General features: G+C 55.2%; 21 protein-coding genes and 1 tRNA gene. 9 read left to right on the top strand and 13 right to left on the bottom strand.

The features are described 5' to 3' along the window. Positions 1-27: 27 nt before the first annotated feature. Positions 28-603, top strand: a complete 576-nt coding sequence (locus tag ACIQUH_RS18365) for a recombinase family protein (protein WP_400817597.1) — start codon at positions 28-30, stop codon at positions 601-603. A gap of 376 nt (positions 604-979) precedes the next feature. Here ACIQUH_RS18365 and ACIQUH_RS18360 read toward each other — a convergent pair whose 3' ends face one another. From ACIQUH_RS18360 to ACIQUH_RS18325, 8 genes are all read right to left on the bottom strand, one after another. Further along, on the bottom strand, positions 980-1,414 hold the full coding sequence (locus tag ACIQUH_RS18360) for a hypothetical protein (RefSeq protein ID WP_400817595.1): 435 nt from the start codon (positions 1,412-1,414) through the stop codon (positions 980-982). Positions 1,415-1,425: 11 nt separating this feature from the next. Further along, positions 1,426-1,911 carry a hypothetical protein gene (locus ACIQUH_RS18355; RefSeq protein ID WP_400817593.1) on the bottom strand — a complete coding sequence of 162 codons (486 nt, stop codon included), beginning with the start codon at positions 1,909-1,911 and terminating at the stop codon, positions 1,426-1,428. Positions 1,912-1,966: 55 nt separating this feature from the next. After that, a complete protein-coding gene (locus ACIQUH_RS18350; protein WP_400817591.1) occupies positions 1,967-2,218 on the bottom strand; it encodes a hypothetical protein in 252 nt (83 codons plus the stop codon). Positions 2,219-2,310: 92 nt separating this feature from the next. Then, positions 2,311-3,900 (bottom strand): hypothetical protein, encoded by a 1,590-nt coding sequence (locus ACIQUH_RS18345; RefSeq protein WP_400817589.1) that lies wholly within the window; start codon positions 3,898-3,900, stop codon positions 2,311-2,313. A gap of 44 nt (positions 3,901-3,944) precedes the next feature. Then, on the bottom strand, positions 3,945-5,333 hold the full coding sequence (locus tag ACIQUH_RS18340; RefSeq protein ID WP_400817587.1) for a hypothetical protein: 1,389 nt from the start codon (positions 5,331-5,333) through the stop codon (positions 3,945-3,947). A 122-nt stretch (positions 5,334-5,455) separates the two neighbouring features. Further along, on the bottom strand, positions 5,456-5,869 hold the full coding sequence (locus ACIQUH_RS18335) for a helix-turn-helix domain-containing protein (protein ID WP_400817585.1): 414 nt from the start codon (positions 5,867-5,869) through the stop codon (positions 5,456-5,458). Positions 5,870-6,047: 178 nt separating this feature from the next. Beyond that, on the bottom strand, positions 6,048-6,731 hold the full coding sequence (locus tag ACIQUH_RS18330) for a DNA methyltransferase (RefSeq protein WP_400817583.1): 684 nt from the start codon (positions 6,729-6,731) through the stop codon (positions 6,048-6,050). Next, positions 6,731-6,943, bottom strand: coding sequence for a hypothetical protein (locus ACIQUH_RS18325; RefSeq protein WP_400817581.1), 213 nt, complete (start codon positions 6,941-6,943; stop codon positions 6,731-6,733). The genes ACIQUH_RS18330 and ACIQUH_RS18325 overlap by 1 nt, the downstream gene beginning before the upstream one ends. A gap of 1,026 nt (positions 6,944-7,969) precedes the next feature. On the opposite strand from ACIQUH_RS18325, the gene ACIQUH_RS18320 reads away from it, so the two are divergent. From ACIQUH_RS18320 to dgt, 3 genes are all read left to right on the top strand, one after another. After that, the gene (locus ACIQUH_RS18320) at positions 7,970-8,845 is read left to right on the top strand and encodes a phage integrase N-terminal domain-containing protein (RefSeq protein ID WP_400817785.1); all 876 of its coding nucleotides are present in this window, start codon (positions 7,970-7,972) and stop codon (positions 8,843-8,845) included. After that, positions 8,842-9,144, top strand: a complete 303-nt coding sequence (locus ACIQUH_RS18315) for a hypothetical protein (RefSeq protein WP_400817579.1) — start codon at positions 8,842-8,844, stop codon at positions 9,142-9,144. Before ACIQUH_RS18320 ends, ACIQUH_RS18315 begins: the two co-directional genes overlap by 4 nt. Positions 9,145-9,365: 221 nt before the next feature. After that, positions 9,366-10,901, top strand: a complete 1,536-nt coding sequence (gene dgt / locus ACIQUH_RS18310) for a dGTP triphosphohydrolase (RefSeq protein WP_400817577.1) — start codon at positions 9,366-9,368, stop codon at positions 10,899-10,901. 38 nt (positions 10,902-10,939) lie between these two features. On the opposite strand, the gene ACIQUH_RS18305 is transcribed toward dgt, so the two are convergent. Further along, entirely contained in the window at positions 10,940-11,179 is a 240-nt protein-coding gene (locus tag ACIQUH_RS18305) for a hypothetical protein (protein WP_400817575.1), read from the bottom strand. A gap of 315 nt (positions 11,180-11,494) precedes the next feature. Between ACIQUH_RS18305 and ACIQUH_RS18300 the strand changes: the two genes are divergently transcribed. The 4 genes from ACIQUH_RS18300 (at position 11,495) to ACIQUH_RS18285 (ending at position 16,567) form a co-directional block, all read left to right on the top strand. Next, positions 11,495-13,180 (top strand): type IV secretory system conjugative DNA transfer family protein, encoded by a 1,686-nt coding sequence (locus tag ACIQUH_RS18300; RefSeq protein ID WP_400817573.1) that lies wholly within the window; start codon positions 11,495-11,497, stop codon positions 13,178-13,180. A gap of 4 nt (positions 13,181-13,184) precedes the next feature. Then, positions 13,185-14,171, top strand: a complete 987-nt coding sequence (locus tag ACIQUH_RS18295; RefSeq protein ID WP_400817571.1) for a M48 family metalloprotease — start codon at positions 13,185-13,187, stop codon at positions 14,169-14,171. Between the two features lie 29 nt (positions 14,172-14,200). After that, on the top strand, positions 14,201-14,953 hold the full coding sequence (locus tag ACIQUH_RS18290) for a hypothetical protein (protein WP_400817569.1): 753 nt from the start codon (positions 14,201-14,203) through the stop codon (positions 14,951-14,953). A gap of 405 nt (positions 14,954-15,358) precedes the next feature. Next, positions 15,359-16,567 carry an HNH endonuclease gene (locus tag ACIQUH_RS18285; protein WP_400817783.1) on the top strand — a complete coding sequence of 403 codons (1,209 nt, stop codon included), beginning with the start codon at positions 15,359-15,361 and terminating at the stop codon, positions 16,565-16,567. A gap of 315 nt (positions 16,568-16,882) precedes the next feature. On the opposite strand, the gene mobQ is transcribed toward ACIQUH_RS18285, so the two are convergent. Beyond that, the gene (gene mobQ / locus ACIQUH_RS18280; protein ID WP_400817567.1) at positions 16,883-17,941 is read right to left on the bottom strand and encodes a MobQ family relaxase; all 1,059 of its coding nucleotides are present in this window, start codon (positions 17,939-17,941) and stop codon (positions 16,883-16,885) included. A 349-nt stretch (positions 17,942-18,290) separates the two neighbouring features. Here mobQ and ACIQUH_RS18275 point away from each other — a divergent pair, with 349 nt between their 5' ends. Further along, entirely contained in the window at positions 18,291-18,884 is a 594-nt protein-coding gene (locus ACIQUH_RS18275) for a hypothetical protein (protein ID WP_400817565.1), read from the top strand. A gap of 284 nt (positions 18,885-19,168) precedes the next feature. Here ACIQUH_RS18275 and ACIQUH_RS18270 read toward each other — a convergent pair whose 3' ends face one another. The 3 genes from ACIQUH_RS18270 to ACIQUH_RS18260 form a co-directional block, all read right to left on the bottom strand. Further along, entirely contained in the window at positions 19,169-20,332 is a 1,164-nt protein-coding gene (locus ACIQUH_RS18270) for a tyrosine-type recombinase/integrase (protein WP_400817563.1), read from the bottom strand. Positions 20,333-20,418: 86 nt separating this feature from the next. Next, positions 20,419-20,494: transfer RNA gene (locus ACIQUH_RS18265), tRNA-Lys, on the bottom strand. Between the two features lie 155 nt (positions 20,495-20,649). Continuing rightward, the gene (locus tag ACIQUH_RS18260) at positions 20,650-20,904 is read right to left on the bottom strand and encodes a GlsB/YeaQ/YmgE family stress response membrane protein (protein ID WP_279655056.1); all 255 of its coding nucleotides are present in this window, start codon (positions 20,902-20,904) and stop codon (positions 20,650-20,652) included. Between the last annotated feature and the right edge of the window lie 113 nt (positions 20,905-21,017).

Here is a 21,017-nt window from a genome sequence, read left to right as displayed (position 1 = left end):
CAAGGGATTTAAACTGGAGACCTCGCTATGATGAAGGATTACCTGCCCGCCCGACTCATCGGTTATGCTCGTGTCAGTACCGAGACCCAAGACCTCGCCTACCAGATTGAGCGGCTTGAAAGGGCCGGATGTGTGGAGATTTTCCATGAAAAGCGCAGTGGCAAAAGCCGTGACGATCGACCGGAGCTCGCGCGGTTATTGGCCAGCCTTCAGCCTGGCGACGTGATGCTGTCCACCGCCACGGATCGGGTGGCACGCGATCCGCTTGATCTGGTGAATATCCTTAAGGCGGTGAGGGATGCGGGTGCGGGGCTGCGACTGCTGGATGAGGCGTTTATCGACACCACGTCCGAGATGGCTGACCTCATTGCGTTCTTGGTAGGGTGGGCCGCGCGCTGGCAAAGGCGGCGGATACTGGAAAATACCGCACAGGGCCGTGAGGCGGCACGCAAGCGCGGGGTGAAGTTTGGCAGAAAGCGGAAATTAACGGTCAGTCAGATACAGCAGATTTGCCACCTTAGAAAAAAGGGAGTGACCCTATCCAAGGTGGCAAGCATTTTTGGTGTGAGCGAAAGCACGATTTCGAGAACTTGCTTAATGTGAGCCAAAGATCTCTTTCAGGCTATGGCCTTGATGTCATCTATGAACGCGATTCGCTCGTTGTCCAAGTATATCTCAACGGACGAATAAGGGCCGTTTCCGGGTGTCAAATGGCGCTCGAATTTTGCCGTTGTACACGACACCATTTGCGGCCACATACCCGGTAGCTGAACGAGATGTAAGTCTAAGATGAGTACGCCGGGATTGAACCCCTGCGGCTCCCTCATCGTCAGAACGGCATTTATTCCGGGATTGCCCACCACCACGTCACCCGTCACGTGAAGCGTATCTGGTTTGGGTGGCATCGTGTCAAGCCACGCATACCAATTTCTGCACGCTGCAACCATTTCGTGTCCTCCTTGAGGGTTTGGATTTCGTTTTATGCAAGAATCTCCGGTATTGCTAAAACCTGACCGCCTGCCTCGTCGATAACGGCTGCAACTTCTTCCGGCGTGCTTCGGACTCGTGTGAGGAGTTCACCTACGAAGTAGGCGGAATGTACGCCGTCCAGCAATTCACCTGCCCTGAGCCTGACTGGTCCCTGGGCTTTCTCCCCCGCAAACCAGACAGGTTTACCACCAGGCAGAACAAGTTCTGACAATTCGGGGAGGCCCAGTTTTTCACGTGATTTGTTGACAACGAGCGCTAGGTTGGCCGGTGTCACTGTTGAGTAGCGAGCCGCTTTGCCAATTTGCACCGTTGCCTCTGCTGCAAACTCCTCGGGGAGTTCAAGGCGTTTTACAATATGGCGAATCTGAAGCACGTCAGAGGCTTCAAAGTCAGGGATCGGATGTGGAACAATGTCGAGATTCATGGGATGCCCCTCTACTTTCCCGTGTGGTCCTTCATGTATTTCTCGCACTCCTCATAAGCCGCTGGGCCGAAGACGTGTTTGTAGATCGCTGGTAAAATAGCGTCAGCCTTGGCGATCATGTATTCCATCGTGCCAATGCGGTTGAAAACGCTGAACATTCCGACGATTCCTGTCTCGCTTTCCGCATAAGGTATGAAGTTGAGCGAGACATTTTCGATTTTGACGAGTTCTGATCCGCTCTCGGTTTTCACATGCACGAAATCCACATTGGGAGGATATTGGATGAGCTCCGTATAGGAAAAACTGTCATCCTTCTTGAGCGTGGAGCCCCCGATCTTGACAAAGAACCCCCATTGGGGTGGGTAGATAAAAAACGGTAACTGGAGAAAATCATAGGTTTCTCCATCGTCCTTGCAGACGCCGGTTGCCATGAGATATGTGATCGGCCCAGCGCGCTTTGCAGATATCGTTGCCTTGCCAAATTCAAGTTTTAACATAGCGCTCCTCGCAATATCGGCTGGCGTTGGATCGGTGGCCAACCGCGATTATGGATTAAAGAAAGCTGGTTTTCATGCGCGCGCGGTGTTGTGATAACGGCAGTCGCGACAGGAATTCGGAAGCGCTGTCATAGTGCTGAATCTCGTCGACAGGCTGATCAACGCTGTCCGGGAGCTGCAAGTCCTTCCACGCACCTCTGGTTTCAATCAGCGCCATCTGAATGAGGTAAGCGAGAAACGGTTTATCTGTGTTGGTTGCAAGCAATGCAGCCTTCAGGTGGTCTGCAACGATATCTTCATTACTCATTTTCGGCGCCCATGTGTTTCAATGGGGGGACGCTAGCGCGCCATCGTGATTCCAGCGTGAATCAACCAAAAGCTTTAAAGTGTTTGCGCGGTTTAGCCTGCGATGGTATCGATCAGCCGGATGCGTCGCATGGTCGTGATCGGATAGTCGGCGTCGAGGAAACGCGATGGCATAAAATCCGGCTCAAGCTGCTGCAATTGCACAATGGCGCGCTCCATTTGAGCGATCATGCCCATCTGCTTATAAAGCGCGATCAGGTATCTCAGCGGTGCACGGAATGCAGGGCGCAGGAGAAAGGCAACCTCGGCATGACCGATTGCCGTGGCATAGTCGCCCACCGCAGCGGCAGACATACAGCAGAAAAATTCGACGAAGGCACGGTGCTCACCGGTGCCCGTCAGCGCCAGTGCGGTCAGCGCAGACCGGCGGCTATCCTCAAGTTTATCGAGAACCAGTTCCGAATTCGACAGGATGGCCATGTTGACGGCGTTCAGTGGATCAAGGCTTACGGCGCGTTCGGCCAGCCTCAACGAACCGCGGCTCGATCCTCCGCCGAGATATTCGAGATGGGCACCAATGCCGAGAACGCTGGCACTGCCTGCGTCCTGCCGTAGCGCTTCCTGCACCAGTTCCTCCGATGTGACTTTATCGTCAAGAAAGGCGCTGCTGCGATGCTGAAACTGCGCCATGTTCCGTAAAAATGCCCGCCATGCCAGATACTGCGGTCGCTGTTCGCGGTCGTACGCATAACGCAGATGCGAGTCGGCCTCTCTCAGGCTGTTGCGGTCAAACCGGAAAATCAGGTCACGCGCGTGGCTCGCCAGCATCGCCGCCGAATTGGAAATCGCAAGCTGATCCTTCCTGTCACGCAATGTCGAAAGAATAGCCTGGACCAGTGTACCGCACTCATGCAGCAGGGACTCTTCGGAGAAGACCGAGATGCGAACCGTCCGTGACCAATATATCTGTCCCGTTTCAGCATGGCTGAGGGTGAAGGCCATATGACTGTGCGGAGTCATGGTGACGGCCCGAACCGCGATAGCAAGACCTGTAGCAGGCGGCCGTGCGCCCCGCTCAGACGTCGCCGGGGAAAGGGGAAATATCTGGAAGTCGTCCAGATCACGCAGCGATGTCGTTGTCAGCGCAATCAACCGCGAGGAGATCAATTCGCTCGCAGGCTGGTTGTCGGACTGGCACTGGAAAAAAATCGCAGGTTTAGGGACCGTATGACTGCGCAGAGACTGTGGTGGCCGCGTGCGCGCCTTGTCCGCAAGGGACAGCCGCAGGTTTCTTATCCAGTCGTCAAACTCGGGATCGTCAATGTCCAGATCGGCAAACGCATTCTGTTCGTCGTTCCAGTCATTGGAGTTGGAAAGAAGATGGTATTTTATGGCAAAGAGCGCCGGGTCAAGCGCCACCTTTTCGCGGTCAGCTTTCAGGGCCGCCTGATAAGAACCAAACGCCCGCCGTATCTCAACGAGCGTTTGGCGCAGACTGTCCGATCCCTTTTTGGAATCCCGGTCGCTCCACAGTTTATCCTGTAACCAGACACGGTTACGGGAGTAGCCTTGCGACATGGCCAGCAAGGCGAGGACACCTCGCGCCTTTGCGCTTTTCGGGCTGCGGTCGTTGCCAAACGCGTCCACGATCAGAAAGCGGCCAAAGACGTTTAATGACAGCATGCATGGCCCCCGAAGACGAAGTACACCTTGTGTATCAGCTTACCTCATCGAAGGAAAAGCCTTCCTGTGGGGTCGGGTCCATTTTCTTCGCTGATGCCCTCAACGGTGTTGTCAATCGTGACCGCTTTGGCGTTTGTCGGCGCACAGGCACACGTGTCGGGGTCTGACTGTTTGAACGGGTAGGGCGGCACATCGGTCGTGGAGGCTGCATGGTCAGGGAAGTCGGTTGCAACCCAGTTGCGGAACGCCGCAATGCCTTTCGATACCTGCAGGACGTAATCGAGAGACTGCGTATCCGCGACAGGCGAATTCGTCCCGATGTTGCGGAAGTATGCGGCGATGGCCTTGTCGTCGTAGGGATCGCTTGGGACATCCGGAAGCAGCTTTTCAGCTTCAGTCTCTTGCCAAGTATCTGGCAAAACCGCTGTTCCCCAATCGAGCGCGCGCTGGTGGCAGGTGATGCAGGCGGACTGGGGATTGTCTACCGGGCCGTTGGCGCGCCCGAACAGCCCCAGATGTTGCCTCGGCAGGGCGTAGAACTGGGCCACAACGTCGGGATTGACCCAGCTTTCTGTCGGCGTCATGGCCTTGCTCAGGTAAGCGTCGGCGTTCAGAGCGGGATCGCTGCCCCAGATCAACCCGACCGGCACCAGACGTTCATAAGGCGTGTTGCCGGGCTGCATCGCATTGTACACGAACGTCCCGAAAAACCAGCCATTGGGTGAGCGTTTGTCTTTGACCGAGATGTCGAGCTGCAAAAGGCGCATGGTCATGGTGCCGCCGTCTTTTTTCCCGGCTATGTCCCATTCCTTCGAACCGGCCAGATACGGAACGCTCGACGGCGTGGCGGAGGTGAACAGCATCTTTGCCGAAACGGCACCTTCGGTGAACGCAAAACCGCGTGTCTTCGGAAACGCCGGATTCTCCCAAATCTGACCGAAACCGTAACAGGCCACATCGTTATAGATGCCGACCGCGAAATTACGCTCCCAGCCTGTCTGAAGCGTATGAAGCTCCTTGGGGCGTGACCAGCGTTCGGTCGTCATGCCGCGTAGCGGTTCACGCAACATGAAGAACCACGGCGCATCGCACCAGTGTTCCTGCTTGTTATCCTCAATGCGCCAGTCGATCTCCGGGCGGGCGTTCACCTTGGTCACATAGGCGAGGATCGCCTTCATATAACCTGCGGGGTCTTGATCGGGATTGATCGCCAGCCACGGCAGCTTGCTGGTATCGGGCAGGGTTTTGGGGAAGTTGTAATGAACCTGAAACTTCCGGTCAGTCTCATGCCCTTTCAGGGGCAGGGAACTCGAACAGTCGAATTTGGCTTTGGCTGCCGCTGCGAAACTGCTGTCAGCAGGGGCGGGACAGTCCGCCAGCGCAGTTGAAGTGGATGAGAAAAAAAGGGCGAGAAAGAAAAACAGGATTTTCATCTGGGCTCCCCAGCGCGATGACGGGAATCCGATGTAAAGCCAAGCGTTCTGAATTGTAAATATGCAACCTGATGCGTGTTTTACGTGTACTCTATCGAAGCGAGCGCGGCGCTGAGCAGACGTCAAATTTCGTGATCGACAGCGAGTGCCTTGGTCAACTCGATAATGCTGCGGCGGACCTTAGTATCTTGAATCTTCACAAAGGCACGATTGAGATTCAACCCCTCCGACGACGCCAGAAACTCGTTGATAGGATTGAATTTATTGCTGCTGGTCGCGCCCGGAATGTTGTCATTCTCTGAGGGGGCGTCTTCAAAAAAGAACGACACCGGAACGTCCAAGATATTCGCTATGAGCTGCAAACGGCTGGCTCCGACGCGGTTCATGCCGCGTTCATATTTCTGGATTTGCTGAAAGGTAATGCCGAGGCTGGTTCCCAACCGATCCTGACTCATGCCGAGAAGGGTGCGGCGAAGCCGGATACGTGCACCAACGTGGATATCAATGGGATCGGGCTGTTTTGTGTTCTCGGTCATTCATTCCCCCGCGAAATCGGAAGCCACGCTTCCGAGCCAAAATTTCCAATGTCAGGGCGTTCGATGGTTTCATTCCCCCGAAAACGTACACTCAACAGAAATTGCCGCCGGTCAAGCACCTGTAAATTGTGGTAGGTAGAAACTTGGGGTGATGGTGGGCCGATAACCCTTGCCTGCCTCACAATGGAGACAGGCGGTTGCGCGAGACCTCGGCATGGTCACGATCAAGCTCAATGCCAAGATAGCGCCGCCCGCAGCTCTTCGCAGCGACCAGCGTCGAGCCTGACCCACAGAACGGGTCCAGCACGAGCCCGCCTTGCGGACAGTAGGTGCGGATCAGCGGCTCCAGCACCTCGACCGGCTTCTGGGTCGGGTGCAATTTGTTACCGGTATAAACCCAGCCAGACACGTCCGACAACGGTGTGGCCGGGAGTTGTGGACGGCCTTTGGCCAGCACGTAGGCGCATTCGTGCCGCGCCTCGAACAGCCCCTTGCGGGAGGCGTAGTCCTTGCAGAACACGATGTGTCCGACTCGCCGGAATCCGGCGGCGGCCCACGCCGCCAGGAACGCCTCTGTCGCGGTCCAGCCGTAAAAGCTGATGCACAACGTATCGGGTTTCATCAAGCGGTAGATTTCGCGGAAGGCAGGCTCCAGCCAGTCACCGTTGGTGTCGTTGGCAATCGTGCGGCCCTGCCGGTCACGGTAGTTGCAGATATACGGCGGATCGGTCAGCACGAAGTCCACGCTTTCGGCGGGCAGTCCGGCCATGATGGGAATGCAGTCGCCATGGATGACCGTATTTTCGGGAACGGCCATCTCGAAGACGAGATGGCCGTTACGGGCGGAGTAGGCGGGGCGCATTATTTGCGCCCCTTGCCGGTACGTTCCTCAGCGGCCTTAACGTTGCGAACGACGACGCGGCCGTCGAGCGGGATGGCGTTGAGGGTCATGTTGAACCCTTTGCCGTCGGCATGCTGCCATGCGGCTCCGATTTTGGTCCAGAAGGCGGTGGTGCCTTCGCCGTCCACCACGAAGACGTGATGGGTGGGGCGGGCGGTTGGTTGTGTGCTCATGTCGGGTTCTCCCGTTGGGTTTCTCCGGTCACGCCTTTCGCGACCGGTCGGGGTGCCTCAAGGCCCTGATGAGGGGCGGGCCGCAAGGAGGCTCCGGCCGAGGCTCCCGTTCGGGATACGGCTGGATGCCTTGCGGGACGATCCGCAGGGACTAACCACGACCTCTACCGGTCGCAGGCGTGACCGTGCCCACGGAAGCACGACAACACACGCCGCCGCATGCTTACCCACCGGACGAGATGACGCCGCGGGCTCCATTTCGGGCCTCCCGTTGCCCGCGCTCCCGCATGAACGGAGCAGGGGCGGGACGCGCCTCTGAGATGCGTCGGCGATGGCCCCCCACACTCTGTCGTTGCCGGCGTTCCGCCAGCCTGTGCTCGGGAGACCGCTTGCGGCGGCACACGGCTTGCGGGTTGGCGGAGACAGGGCAGGGTCCATCGCCTGCTGACATATCTCAGAGGCGCGACCAGGCCACGCGCAGTGACTTGCGGGACAGGTCGGATGTCGCACATCCGACCGTGCGGGCGGCGCGGTCCGTCACTCCCTTATTGATTAGGGAGTGACGGACCGCCAACAAAGCCAGAGCCGTAGCCACTTGCACGCAAAGGATGCCACATGACACTGCAATGACCGCGTGCCAAGGCTTCGCTTCGCTGGTCATTTTCAGTACACGCTGCTGGAAATTACGAACCGGCGGCGTTCATTATCTCGCCAGATCACGCCTAATGCTGATCCATCTTAATTGACCGTTTCCCCAGCAAAAGGAGGGCTTCCATGCCTGCTTCATATATTCGCGCGCCGCCGCAGCGGCATCCGTTCCCGATACCGTTTCTCACTGAACCGGTGCCGGTGCCCAACAGGGCACACCACACAGGCCAGCCACCCGGCTGGCTCGGGAGGCTTTTACCACGAAAGGACCACTGACTGACGCATTCCGGCGCTTGCCGCGAATGACCTTCGCGGGGTGACCTGATCCAAGGACAGGCATCAGCCATCAACACTCACCGCTCAACGGAAGAGAACATGATGGACAATCTGACCATGGACCTCGTGCGTCTTACGCAACGTAACAAAGATGGCTCATTCGGCACGCAAACCAACCGCAAGCGCGGGCTGACCGCAATGGCCAACGATCTCAGCGACCTCGGCTACAAATTGCCGTCCGCTGGCTCGCTCAAACCCAAACATATTGAAGCGTTGGTGGAAAAATGGCTCGATGCCGACACTACCAACGCCAGTATCCGCAACCGGCTCACATGGCTGCGCTGGTGGGCCGAAAAGGTCAACAAGCCGAATGTCGTTCATCGGGACAATGTCCACTATGGCGTGGCCGAACGTGGCGAGGTGACTCGTAACCGCGCCCAAACCCTCGATCCCACCAAGTTCAAGGCGATTGAATGCCCGTACATACAAGCCTCGCTGCTGTTGCAGGCGGCTTTCGGTCTGCGCCGCGAAGAAGCCATGAAGTTCCAACCGCAAGCCGCCATACGTGGCGACCACATCACGTTGCAAGCAAGCTGGACAAAGGGAGGCAGGGCGCGCACTGTTCCGATTACCACGTTGGAACAACGTCAGGTGCTCCAGCACGTCATGAAACTCGTGCCCGGCCGTGGCAGCCTGATCCCGGCCCACCTCAGCTATGTCGAACACCTCAAGCGGTTCGAATATCAGACCCTCAAGGTGGATCTCCGGAATACGCATGGATACCGCCACGCCTATGCCCAGAACCGCTATCGTGTTCTGACCGGCCAAGCCTGCCCACTGGTAGGCGGCAAGGACTGGGCCACCATGACCCAACAGGAACGCGAGACCGACCGCGCCGCGCGGCGGCAAATCTCCGCCGAACTCGGCCATGGCCGCCTCAAGATCACCGACATCTATCTGGGGAGCGCCTTTCAATGAAAAGGTCGGATGGCAATCATCTTATGGCCATGAACCATCGCGCCAAATATGCCAAGAAGCTGTTCAACCCCGCTACCATCGCCACGGCTATCGATGCCGTGGCGATGGAAGGCCATCGGCAGTATCGTGTGGTGCAGGAACTTCCGTTCGACCTGTCGGACACGGCAGAAGCAAAGGCACTGGAAGAGTGGCTGAAGGCTGAGAGATTCCCGTATACGTGGCGTCCCCGATACCTCGAACAGGACGCGTTCAGACCGTCGATCGTAACCGAGCATCCTGAGTTGGTGATTTCTTGGTAGTATTCAGGGGCAGGCTTATATGCGCTGGAGTTATAGGCCTTTCAATAAGTTCGCATCTGTTGCCAATCCAGAAAGCTTCAGCGAAATTACTGGACGGGCATATTTCGGATTGTGTGCGGTACCAGCAGGTTTGGATGCAACTTCGAGCGAAAACGCCAACGCTTACCTTTTCTACATTTATATGTAGATATAAAACGTTTTTTGTTGTTTGGGGGCCAGTGTTGAGCAAGTTTACGTGGGAGCGGCTTCTTAGCCAAACTAGGGTCGCGGATGGTGTAATTGAATACCCCGCTGATGAAGATCGAAACGCGACTTTTCATAAGGATAGTGAACGCATTTTGACTTCCTCTGCATTTCGAAGGTTGCAGGGGAAAACGCAGGTATATCCCCTGCCCAGCACGGATTTCGTTCGGAATAGGTTGACACATACTTATGAAGTCGCTCACATCGGCCAAACGATCGCAAAGCGTATTTCGAAGAAGCTGCGACTTGAGTATGAGGATGCTGAAGCCTTCTCGCAACTCGTATTCAATGGCTGCTTACTACACGACCTTGGCAATCCTCCATTCGGTCACTCAGGCGAGTCATCCATCCGTGAATTCTTCAGTCCCGGGGGAGAGGGAAATGATCTGGAGGTCGTAAAAAACGCATTGGGTAACGAGGACTATGCGAAAGACCTCACGCTCTTTGATGGAAATGCTCAAGGCTTTAGAATTGCAACGAAACTCGCGGGATGGAAAGAACGCGGCGGTCTTCGGTTGAGCGCCGGAACCCTTACCGCGATGGTAAAATATCCTTTTCCAAGTAATGCCGATTTGGCGAAAAAAGGAAAGTTTGGGTTCATGTGCGATGAGCAGGCGTTTGCGACGCTTGCGTTTGAAAAGTGCGGTCTTTTTGAACCCCAGCGACACGTGCTTTATCGTAACCCATTGTCGCTTGTTGTTGAAGCGGCTGACGATATCGCCTACCTCACATCCGATGTTCAAGATGCCTATCGATACAACGACATTTCGTTTAACAATGCCCGACAGTTGCTGGATGGTATCTGTACGGAAAAGGAGAAGGTTTCCTTCCCGGAGATCAAGAGAGAAGACAAAGACTATAATGACAACGTCATAAGCTATCTGAGGTCTGCCGCGGTATCGAGGATGATAAGAGCTGCAGCTGATATCTTGACCCATACAGTCTTCCAGAAAAATATACTTATGCAGGCAGACGAAAAGTTTGACCTTTGGAATAATTCGGACATTCCTTCAGAATTCAAAGATATTTCGATCAGCGAGGAGAAAATCCGCGCTGCCTGCAATAGCCTCGTTTACAGAGGTAAAAGGAAGATTTCTCTTCAAGTTTCTGGCGGGAAGATCATAAAATATGTGCTGTTGATGCAATTGAAGGCGCTGTCTGAGATTTATGCCGCCTTACATCAGGAAATTTTCCCTTTTCCCAACGTATCAGAGCGAATAAAAAGCAATACCTCGGTCAATCCTAGTATTGAAGAGGTCTCCAAATACCTTGTTGATAACGTTGATAAGTTTGTTTCGCGCGAGAGCGCTCAGATATTTTGGGGAATGCCGGGGGACACTCACGACATATTGCAGGATTTGCTAATAACAGCAAAGAAAGAGAATCGCGAGCAGCATGATTCTAGAACGGCCTACAGGATAGTCCAGGTCAGCGTGGATTTCGTCGCTGGAACAACGGACAGATATCTGAGCGAATATAGTCGCCAGTGGTCAGGTCCGTACATATCGCATTAAAAATGAGGGGCAGAGCCCCTCATTTTTCTATCGGCGGACTATCCAAAAACGTATTTGGCTGCCACCTCACTTAGCGCTAGCTGTGCGAGATGGTCTTTGTCATCGCCATACTCGCCTACCAGCTTGCCAGCCCCCATTTCCATGCAGTGGGCAAGGGAAGCTGTCGGGCGTTCTAAGTGATATTCTTTGCTGTAGTTGATCAGCTTTTCTGCATATTCTGACAGAAGTGGGTCTCTATTCGCAGAGGATGTGGTCTGGGAAAGGGTCATTTGGGCCATGGGAAACCTCCGGGTTGCGAACAAAGCGTGAACCACTTTGCCTGTCCTAGCAAGAGCATTTTCATTTTCTATCATCAAGAAGATGCACAATGTTGTTCACAACTTCTTGTCCGGTTCGTCTTGCTCGAACCTTACTATGTCGAGCTACTATAGGCGTTTTTGGTCAATCAAAATCTAATCAAAATGGTTAATTATATGGGTATTGCCGAAAGTTCGCGGACGGTGCAGGCCGTCAGAATTATATCAAAACGTGAAATTTTATTGAATTTCTCTTTCTGATTGATATTCTCCGCCCCATCGGCTGGGGGCAGTCACATGAGCAAATTTGATCCCTTCGGTGATCTTGAACGCGACGTCGCGTCCTTTTTCAAATGGGGCGTGTGGGGTTTTAAAGCCGGACGTCATCTGAAGGCCCGCGCCGCAAGGCAGCGGGTGGCGGAAGATTACGGTCCCGAAGTCGCCGACGCGGTGGAAGCCGATATCCGCGCGGGTCGCGATCCCCGCCCACGGCTTGAACGGGCCGAACGTGACCGTACCGCCCGCGAAGAACGCGAACACCAGCTTTCCAATCCGCCACCGTTGTACGGCTCGGCCCGTTGGCCGACTTCCGAAGACCTCAATCCCTTCCTGCGCGATCGCGCCGCCTTCGATGACCCGCGCTCCATCTTGCTCGGTGCATTCTCCGACGAAGGCCAGACCACGCCAGTTGGATTTATCCACTGGGACGGCGATGGCCACTTGCTGACCATCGCGCCGACCCGCTCGGGTAAGGGCAAGACCACCATTATTCCGAATCTGCTGCGCTACCGGGGCAGTTGTGTGGTGCTCGACCCCAAGGGCGAGCTGTTCGAGGCCACCTCGCAATGGCGGAGTCAAATCGGCCCGGTCTACCGTATTGCACCGCTGGACGACGGCTCGGGTAAACCGGTCCATCGTTTCGACCCGGTGAGCCGGGTCAAAAAGGAAGCCGACGCCCGCGCTATTGCTCAGCAGATGTTTCCGCGCGACCCCAAATCGCCATCCTTCTTCGCCGACGATGCCGTAGGCATCCTGACGGGCATCATCATGTATGTTCGCTACAAGGCTCCGCCTCATCGCCGGACGCTGGCGACGGCCTGCCAGATGGCCATGCTCAAGGGCGCGAACCTTATCAGCGCCGCCCGCCAGATGGAAACGTTCCCACCCTCTGCCGACGCCGCCCGCGCCATTCTCGAAAAGGACGCGCAACGGGGCCTCAAGGTCTTGCAGGATACGCTCACCAGCAAGCTCTACGAGTGGAAAGACGCCGATGTCCAGCGCAGCGTCAGCGGCAACGACGTGCATTTTGAAAGTCTCAAGGACCAGCCCGCGACGGTCTATATCGAAATCCCGTTCGACATGATGAAGACGTTTTCGGGATGGCTGAGGGTGGTGCTCAAGACAGCGCTGGATGCGATGCTCGCCAACCCACGCATACCGGAGATACCGGTTCTCTTTGTCCTCGATGAGTTCCTGAACATCGGTCCGTTCCCCGAATATCGCGACGCCATCCGCACCCATGCGGGAGCGGGTGTGCGGCTCTGGTTCTTCCTGCAGGACATCTATTCCATCGAGGAACACTATCCCGGCAATAGCTGGCGTCCGTTCCTCAATTGCGCGGTCAAGCAATTCTTCGGCATCAACGACAATGAGACCGCTAAGATGGTGGGCGAGTATCTCGGCCATAAAACCCACGCCATACGCACCACCAGCTCCAGCACCAATGTGTCGTCGCATCTGAGCGGATGGATGGGGGACGCCTCAACCAATAGCGGGTTTTCGATGACCGAAGGTATCCAATTCCTCGGTCGGCCGCTGTTGACCAGCGACGAGGTACGAGAACTGCTCGGCGGCTGGCAGGGCGATGGTTGGCGCTACGGGATTACTGACATCGCGGGTATGCGTCCATTCAGGACGCAACTTGTGGTGCACGAGAAGAGCGAGACTTGCAGGAATCGTATGGGCATGATGGCAAGGGGGTAGAGCCATGACCGAAATGCGCATCAACATTCGGAGAATCCGCAATAGCAGTTTTCCAACCTGGCTCGGACTGGTGCTTGGCAGCTGGTTCGGTCTGGCGTGGGGAAGCCTTATTTCGATGCCGGTCGGCGTTGGTTTCGGTGTTGCCGCCGGCACCGTCGTGGGCGGGTTTCTGGCTGTCCCTCTGTGGGGAACAATATGGGGACTTGTCGGGCTTGGCGGACAGCGCAAGGGTGCCTTGCACCAGCTCGGCGTCAAAACCCTCGGGGATGACGATCCGCTTACCCTGCGGGTTGGAGATCTCGCCGGTCGGCTGGGGCTGAAAACCCGGCCGTGGGTCGCGATAATGCCGTACAACAACGCATTCGCCATCGGTGCGAACGCCAAAAGCGCGCTCGTCGTGATCGGACGCCCGTTGATGGAAGCATTGACGGATGCCGAACTCGATGCGGTCATCGGCCATGAACTGGGGCACATCGCCAGCAATGACATGCGCCGCATGGGACTGGCGCGGTCGTTCCAGAATGCGCTGGTCTGGTATTTGGGCTTCTCCAATACCCTGCAACGTTGGGCGCGATGGACGCTGACGTGGATGTCGGAACTGTCCATCCTGAGTATGTCGCGCAAGCGGGAGTATTGGGCTGATGCGGTCGGTGCGGCATTGACCAGCAAGGAGCTTATGATTGCAGCGCTGGAAAAGCTGCATAGCAGGCCCGAACTAGGCGACTTTGAACGGAGGGAGGCACGGCTGATGTTCCGGGGGATTGCGAGGGGATCAATGTTCTCGACCCACCCAACGCTGAAGGAGCGACGGATGGCGCTGGAAGCGGGCACTTATCTGAGAAAGGTTATTATATCGGGCCGCAAAACGGATGTGCAGCCGACACAATCTCACTCGATGCCGGCAGTTGAGCAAATCGCATATGCCGTGCCGTCCTCGGCGTTGGATGAGCACCTCCGGCTGTCCGACACAAGCAATTCCAGTAGTCTATAAATTGAAACTCACGAGGCAGGGGATCGAATATGAAGTTGTTCCGTGTTGTTGATGAAGACCAAGCATGGCTCGCCAGCCAACCTGAAACCGCCATGGGAATCCAAATCGTAAGGCGAATGGGCGCATTTCCGGATAACCTGTTTTTTATCCTCGGTGGTCAGGTGGCATTCCGCTTTCGTGACTACCTTCCCGATGACGGGGAAGGGACGCCACTGAACCTGGATGGCGGGCCATGGGCGCGTGGTGACAATCCATTTGATGCACCGGTCAATGCCACCCAACAATTTTTAGCGTGGATAGGTGAATTGGATGAATTGCCGCAAACGATAACAGGCTTCTCGGTGCTCCCGCGCGTAGAGTTCACATTGTTTCCCATCGGACCATTTCCTCAGCCTCCTCAGCCTAATAGTTGGACATATGGGCATTTGCCGTTTGCAGGTACTACCGGCACACAAGAGGTTTACTATCGCTGGGAGCCTTGGCCAGTCAGTCGAAGGATCGATCAAACCGGCGGTATAATTGCGCCGGACACATTTACGGCTCCGATGTCGGAGGTTCAATTTATGCCGACAGGGTTTTCAGCGGTAGCGAGATTGGCGCTCCCACAATTGCTACCCGCTTGTTACAGGTGGGAAATACGCCCTCCGACAAATACACCTATGCGCTGTGGCGCAAGTGTTCCGATGTTTGGCCAATCGGGAGGAGGGGTCGAGGTCGCTTTTCCAAATGGCTTCTCGAATGTTGGACCCATTGCGAATCCCGTAGTACTGTCTCCGCTCTGATTTCGTCAGGATAGCATGATGGGAAGGATAGCGCCGCTTGCTCCGGTTCGTGCGAGGGGCTGTCTTTGGACGGTATCGGCAGGGCTCGCACCGCAAATCTTCGCGAGGGCCCAATAGGCAGACGCTTCTGACGGCGGATGAGATCGGTTTCCAATCACATCAATTCCTTGCGGGTGTTGTCACGCTGCTCTTCGGACATCGCACGGATGTCTATTGCCGAACCTGTGTAAAGCGTTGTCATGTCAGCATGATGGGATGCAGTCTTATGCAAGTGCCGTCTAAGGTTTTTGTGTCAATTGGGTTTTGTCACATAAAACCGGCGGATACAGTGGAGAAACAGGAGGGAATGTGGCTGAGCGACCGGACGACTTGGAAAGGTAATTCACGAGACGTTCTTTGGGTGAGGTGACTGCATATGCGGAAGAGAATTTGGAAATGAAAACCTGTTTGTATTGTGGTGAAGAAAAAAACCGCAACGAATTCTCTGATGAGCACATCTGGCCCAACGCGCTCGGAGGCGATTTTTTGTCGAAAGACATGTGGCGCACAGACAAGGTATGCCAGCGCTGTAACAATACGTGCGGTCTCTTTGTCGATGGGGAATTCATTCGTAGTTGGTTTGGGCAGGCAGAACGCTCAAGTGGTTCGTTAGAATATCTCGCTGGTAAAAAAGACGCTGCCGCTATACCGCTCAACTATCTTGGTCCTATAAAAAGCGTTCCCGTGCCGCACGGACAAGTCGCGGATTACTGGGCCGGGCCTTGTGGGGCAAATATCGTGCATATTCGTCCTGACGATGGCAATGAAAACTGGACAACATATTCTGGCGGAAACCCCATTGTAAAAAAGAACAATGCTGGTCGCGCATACATAGCACTAACTTCGTCAGACGAGTTCTGGATTCGGGTGAGTCTGGAATCGTTTCTTCAGCATTTTGATCGTGCTGAGCGGTTTATTGTCAACGCCAGCATTCCTTCGGATTGGGGCATCAAGGTCCCAGACAGGCAGAATGATATTCAAGCCCAAGATTTGAGAATTGTTGATGCTGTTACAGAAGTGGGAAAACAAGGTGGAAGTCTTCATCTTCAGCCTGCCGTGTCGGTAGATGTCGGCAAACGAATGCTCGCCAAGCTCGGCCTCGCTGTGGGGTACCAGCTTCTGGGTAAAGCCTTCCTTGATACAGATTCCGCAAAGAGTTTGAGGTCGGCCATGCGCGAGGGGGATTTTCAGAAACGCCGCAGTATTCCGCTGCGTGGTTCGGGTTTTATTAAGGGCACTGGTGGCGGCGGCGACATAGAAAGTGTGCTCAACTGGCCCGGCGGTTGGGTGTTGATGATCCTTCCTTTCGAAAACAAGTTGGGTCTGTGTTTGATTTCACCATCAGGACGTTCGATGATGATCCTGATCTCCGAGGATGCAGCTCTACTAGCCAACCTTGATCCTAAATACAGTGACGGAGTTATTTGGATTACCGTCCCTGCTGCGAAGAAAGCGGTTGGGCCGATTTCCCTTCCTGCATATCTAGCGCATAGGATAGAAAATGTTTCCCTTGCCGCTTTAACGGAATTGGAGTCACTGCGCGGTGATCCCGCAAATTTACCTAAGTGTAGATGAAATGTAGCTATGTGAGGTCAGTAAAAATGCCCGTGCTTACGGCATCTATTGAGAAGCTCAGACGTTCAGCTCAACATCCCATCGACTGGGATGGAGTACGTCAGGTGAAAATGAACCTTGATCTGGAGGCCAGTACGCCGGGGCAGCGATCAGCTCTCTCGGAATTATCTCATGCCACCGAATGGAATATCCATCGTGCGGTTATAGGTGTTGAGCGCGAGTTTGCGCGACCGTCCATTTATGGTGAGAGCGGATGGGGACGACCTAATCCCATGTATCAGCCACCTAAGACACGTAAGCGTAGATAACGCTTTTTTAGCGTTCACGATCCAGTTCCTGCCGTTGCAGGTCCTGGCGCTCCTTCTCGGCATATCGGTCATCCGTTTCAAGCCAGTCCAGGTGGTTTTCCCAGCGCTCCAGCGTGGTCTCGTCTTGGGCGGCAACGGGTGTACCCAGCCAGTCTAGCATATCGTCCGGTGCAAGCCGGTAGGCGGCAGCGTCATCCTCGCTCATCTCGCGGCTGTTCTGCCGCTCAATCACCTGCCGTGCGGCAGCAGGATCGCCGTTCGGCTCAAGAATAACGGGAGGTTCCTCCCGTTGAACGTCGCTGAGCATCCGCACTTCGGCGGCTGCGAGCTCGCGGGGATGAATCGGTGAGCCGTCCGGGTCGGGCACGGGCAAGTCGCGGTCATCATGCTTCGGCGTCATACGTTCCCTCTCTCGCTGGCGCTGCCTGCGGGCACGCCGGTCCTCTCGGTTCGGCCCGCGATGCTGGCCGGGCTGTCGGTCAAGTTTGCGTTTGGCGTAGCTGCGGCTGTCGATGGTGACGGCCACGCCTGCCTTGTTCAAGGCGGCGTTGGCAACGCGTTCCCATGTCACCCGTGCTTCGCTGATAAACTGCCGCCCGTCGGCACTGCGGATTTTGGGGCCGAAGCCCTCGGCCGTAATCACGCGCGTCGTCAGCAGGATATGGACATGCGGATTATGCTGGGTGCCATCATCGTGGATGGCGAAGTCGGCCACGAAGCCTTGCGCCGTGTAGGCATCCGCCATGGCATGGGCAACGGCCAGCCACGCGTTGCGTGGCAGTTCACGGGGCAGGGCGAATTCAATCTCTTTCGCCAATCGTGCGTCGTGACGCTTTTCGGCCTGTTCTACCGCATTCCATAAGGTGGTGCGGTCGGCCATCCACTCCGGCGCACCGGCAGGCGACCGAATGCCGCTGGCGATCACATCGCGCCGCCCACCAAAGTCCGACAGCTTTTCCTCGGCGTCGTTCGGCAGAACCTCGCCCGCGCGATACGCGGCGGCAGCGACCACGGAGCGTCCGTCTCCCCGGCTGATGTTCTTGACGTTCAGGTGATAGATAGCCATTCACCTTGCTCCGGCACGGACGGGGTTCAGGGGTGCCCCCTGACGCACCTGCCGGTTTTCTCCAGACGCTGTGCGGCTGGTTAGAAAACCGTGCAGAGCATCGCCGCCGCTTCAATGCGTACACATTGGCGATGCGTAGGTGCGCTGTTACGCATTGATACACAGCCATAGCGCTTGTTCAAGGGAATGCCTCCCGCGGCTTACAGAGCAGGAAGCATTGCAGCCACGGTTATTCACAGTTATGACAACTGAGGCGAACTTCTGACTGTAAAATCAATCCTTGATTTCACTTTGCTATAGTTCTTAGATCAGCCGATGTTTCTGCGACCTTTTAATACCGGCATAAATTATGGCAAAACGGACCCGCATCCCCTCTCGGATAAATCCTCTAGTAACTCCAGCTTCGGAGGAACTCAGTGTTACGAATGCTCTAACCTCACGTGAGCAATTATCGGCCGGCGAAATTGCTGCTTTTACCGAATCTATTGCCCATCACTCTGTGATAATGCAGGGCTTCTCAAGTAGCTTTGTTAATGCGTTCGCTGTTTTCAATGGTGGTGCCTTTGCGGCTTCTACGGCCATTCTATCAACCGTGTATGGACAGGCAATTTTGGCACAATATCGTGAACTTGCGGTGTTCACGTTCGGAGCTTTTTGCTCAGGGTTTCTGCTATCAACATGCCTCATGATTAGCATCTATCTCTACAGTGAGAGGCGATACCGGCATTACCGACGTGTACTACGGGGAGAAATCACAGCAAGATTACCCGCAAAGCGTAATAAGATCAGCAAGCTCGCCAAGGTTCTAGCTTTTTGCATGATCGCAGTAACTATTATGGCAATCTACACGTCGCTCCACATCGTCGGAAATGTAGATTACAGCGCATATCTTGAATTGCTTGCGCAAAAAGAAAAGGCCCTCAAGGGGGGCCTAATCCAGTAGCTTTATAGCAATCTGCGCGAGTCCGACACCGAAAGCGATTGTGAGAAGATACAGCGCTATTACGCCTGTTTCTCCCTGAAAGAAGCTTTTGAAACGGCTAAGCAAATGTTCCTCCAAATGTCCGTTAAGGATGCGGAACAATACCATTACTGCTTACTCCTAAGGGGGTGTGTATCGGATACTTGCATAGTATTTAGACATAAATCGCGAGATTGTAAGGTCTTTTCGAGCACCCCGAGAACACGAGACTAATCGATCCGCGAGCTCGGAGTCTTCAATTTCGGCTAGGCTACGGCGGCGACTACCTTCTTCACTTTTTTCTTCACGTTGATGGCCTTGGCATCCAGCGTGTTTTTCAGATGGACGGCATAGTGTTTCTCTATCATTTCCACGCTCGTCCGGCAGTTCTTGGCGATCTGGTAGATGTCGGCACCTTCCAGCAGCCGCAGGCAGATATAGGTGTGGCGTAGGCTGTAGGCCGAACGCTTATTACCCTCACGGTCAGTCTTGAGGTCGCAGTCGGTTAGAACGCGGTTGAACTGCTTTTTATGATCCTGCGGAAACACCAGATCGGTCGGCTTGGGTTTATTCCGCTTCACCAGCCGCTCAAACGGGTGCACAGCGCCCGTGGTGCTCTTGCAGTAGCCAAAGCCGCGTTTACCGCGCACCTCGATCAGCAGGATGCGCTCCTCGCTCTCCGTATCCTTCTCAATGGTCACGTCACGATATTGCAGACGGTTGGCTTCATCGGGCCGTAGGCCGGTGTTGGCCATGAACAGAATGTAGTCATGCATTTGCTCCAGAGGGTACTCCCACGGCAAGCCCTTAGCGGCTTTGATACGCTCGCGTGTGTAGGTGTAGAGCTTCTTATATTCTTCAGGCGAGAACCATCCACGGTGCGTGACCTTGCTGGAGGCTTTATAGGGGGCGGAGAAGTCGGGGAGGTGGCTGATCCAGCCGTGGCGAAGGGCGGTTTTCATGACCTGCCGCAGCGTGACCGTTTCGTGGTGCAAGGTGCTACGCGAGGGCACCTTGCCGGTCTCAGGATGCGGCTGGAGACGCGTCACGCGAAACTCCTGCACTTTGCCCGCCGTGACAGTGCTGAGGCCCATCTTGCCGAAGTAGGGCAGCAGGTGGTTGTCCAGCCGCGCTTCATGGTCTTTGACGTATTTGGGATTACGCTCGCCGTTGGTGAGGGCCACGTACTCCTTCACAAACTGCTTGGCCGCGTCCGCGAAGGTTCGCTCGGTCTTCAACTGGCCGATACGGCTTTTACCGCGCAATTCAAAATACCAGTCTTCGGCAAACTCCTTGGCGAGCGCCAGACTGTCGGTCTTGCTGCTGACGCGCCACTCCTTGCCATCAAGATACGTGGAGCATTGCCACAGAGAACTGTTGGCACGGCGATAGACGCGAACTTTATCACCAAGAACGGAATGCGAGGTCATTTTACCCTCTCAGACTGTGCGAGACATGTGTGAGAGTGATTCTAGCCGCTTTGCGGCTAAATTCAATGCTAAGTGTTTGGAAAGATTGGTGGGTGATGTAGGGCTCGAACCTACGACCCGCTGATTAAGAGTCAGCTGCTCTACCAACTGAGCTAATCACCCGACCGGCACCGTGTGGCGGTGTGAGGGGGCGTATAAAGGGGAAGTTTGGGCTTGTCCAGCGCGGAAATGAAATTTCTTCGATTTTTGTGACGAAAAAATTTCAGCCGCGCTGGAAAAGGCTGGAAATCCGGGGTTTTACAGATTTTTTCTTTTATTCATCCGCGCCTGAAAGCCCGGCCGACAAGGATGAGGATACAGGCGCCGATGAAGCCGGCGATGAGGTATCCGAGCCAACCCGTCAAAACGATTCCAAATACCGAAAGGATGGCGTTGGCGACGATCGCGCCGACGATTCCAAGTAGGATGTTCATGAAAACACCCATATTGCTTTTCATGAATTGTTCGGCGAGCCACCCGGCGACACCACCGATGATGATGGCTGCGATCCAGCCAATGCCAGCAGATTCCATGATTTCCTCCCATGTTGCTGCATCATCAAAGGTGATGATTCTCGTGGTGAAAAGCAAGGCAAACTCCTGAAAGCCTCGCTTTATGCGGGTGGTTTTCCGCGCGGCAGGCGCTA

The organism is Agrobacterium sp. NPDC090283 (genome assembly GCF_044769685.1).
Lineage (GTDB): Bacteria > Pseudomonadota > Alphaproteobacteria > Rhizobiales > Rhizobiaceae > Agrobacterium.
The sequence above is the reverse complement of the archived record's forward strand: the minus strand, read 5'-3'. Positions and strand labels throughout refer to the sequence as shown.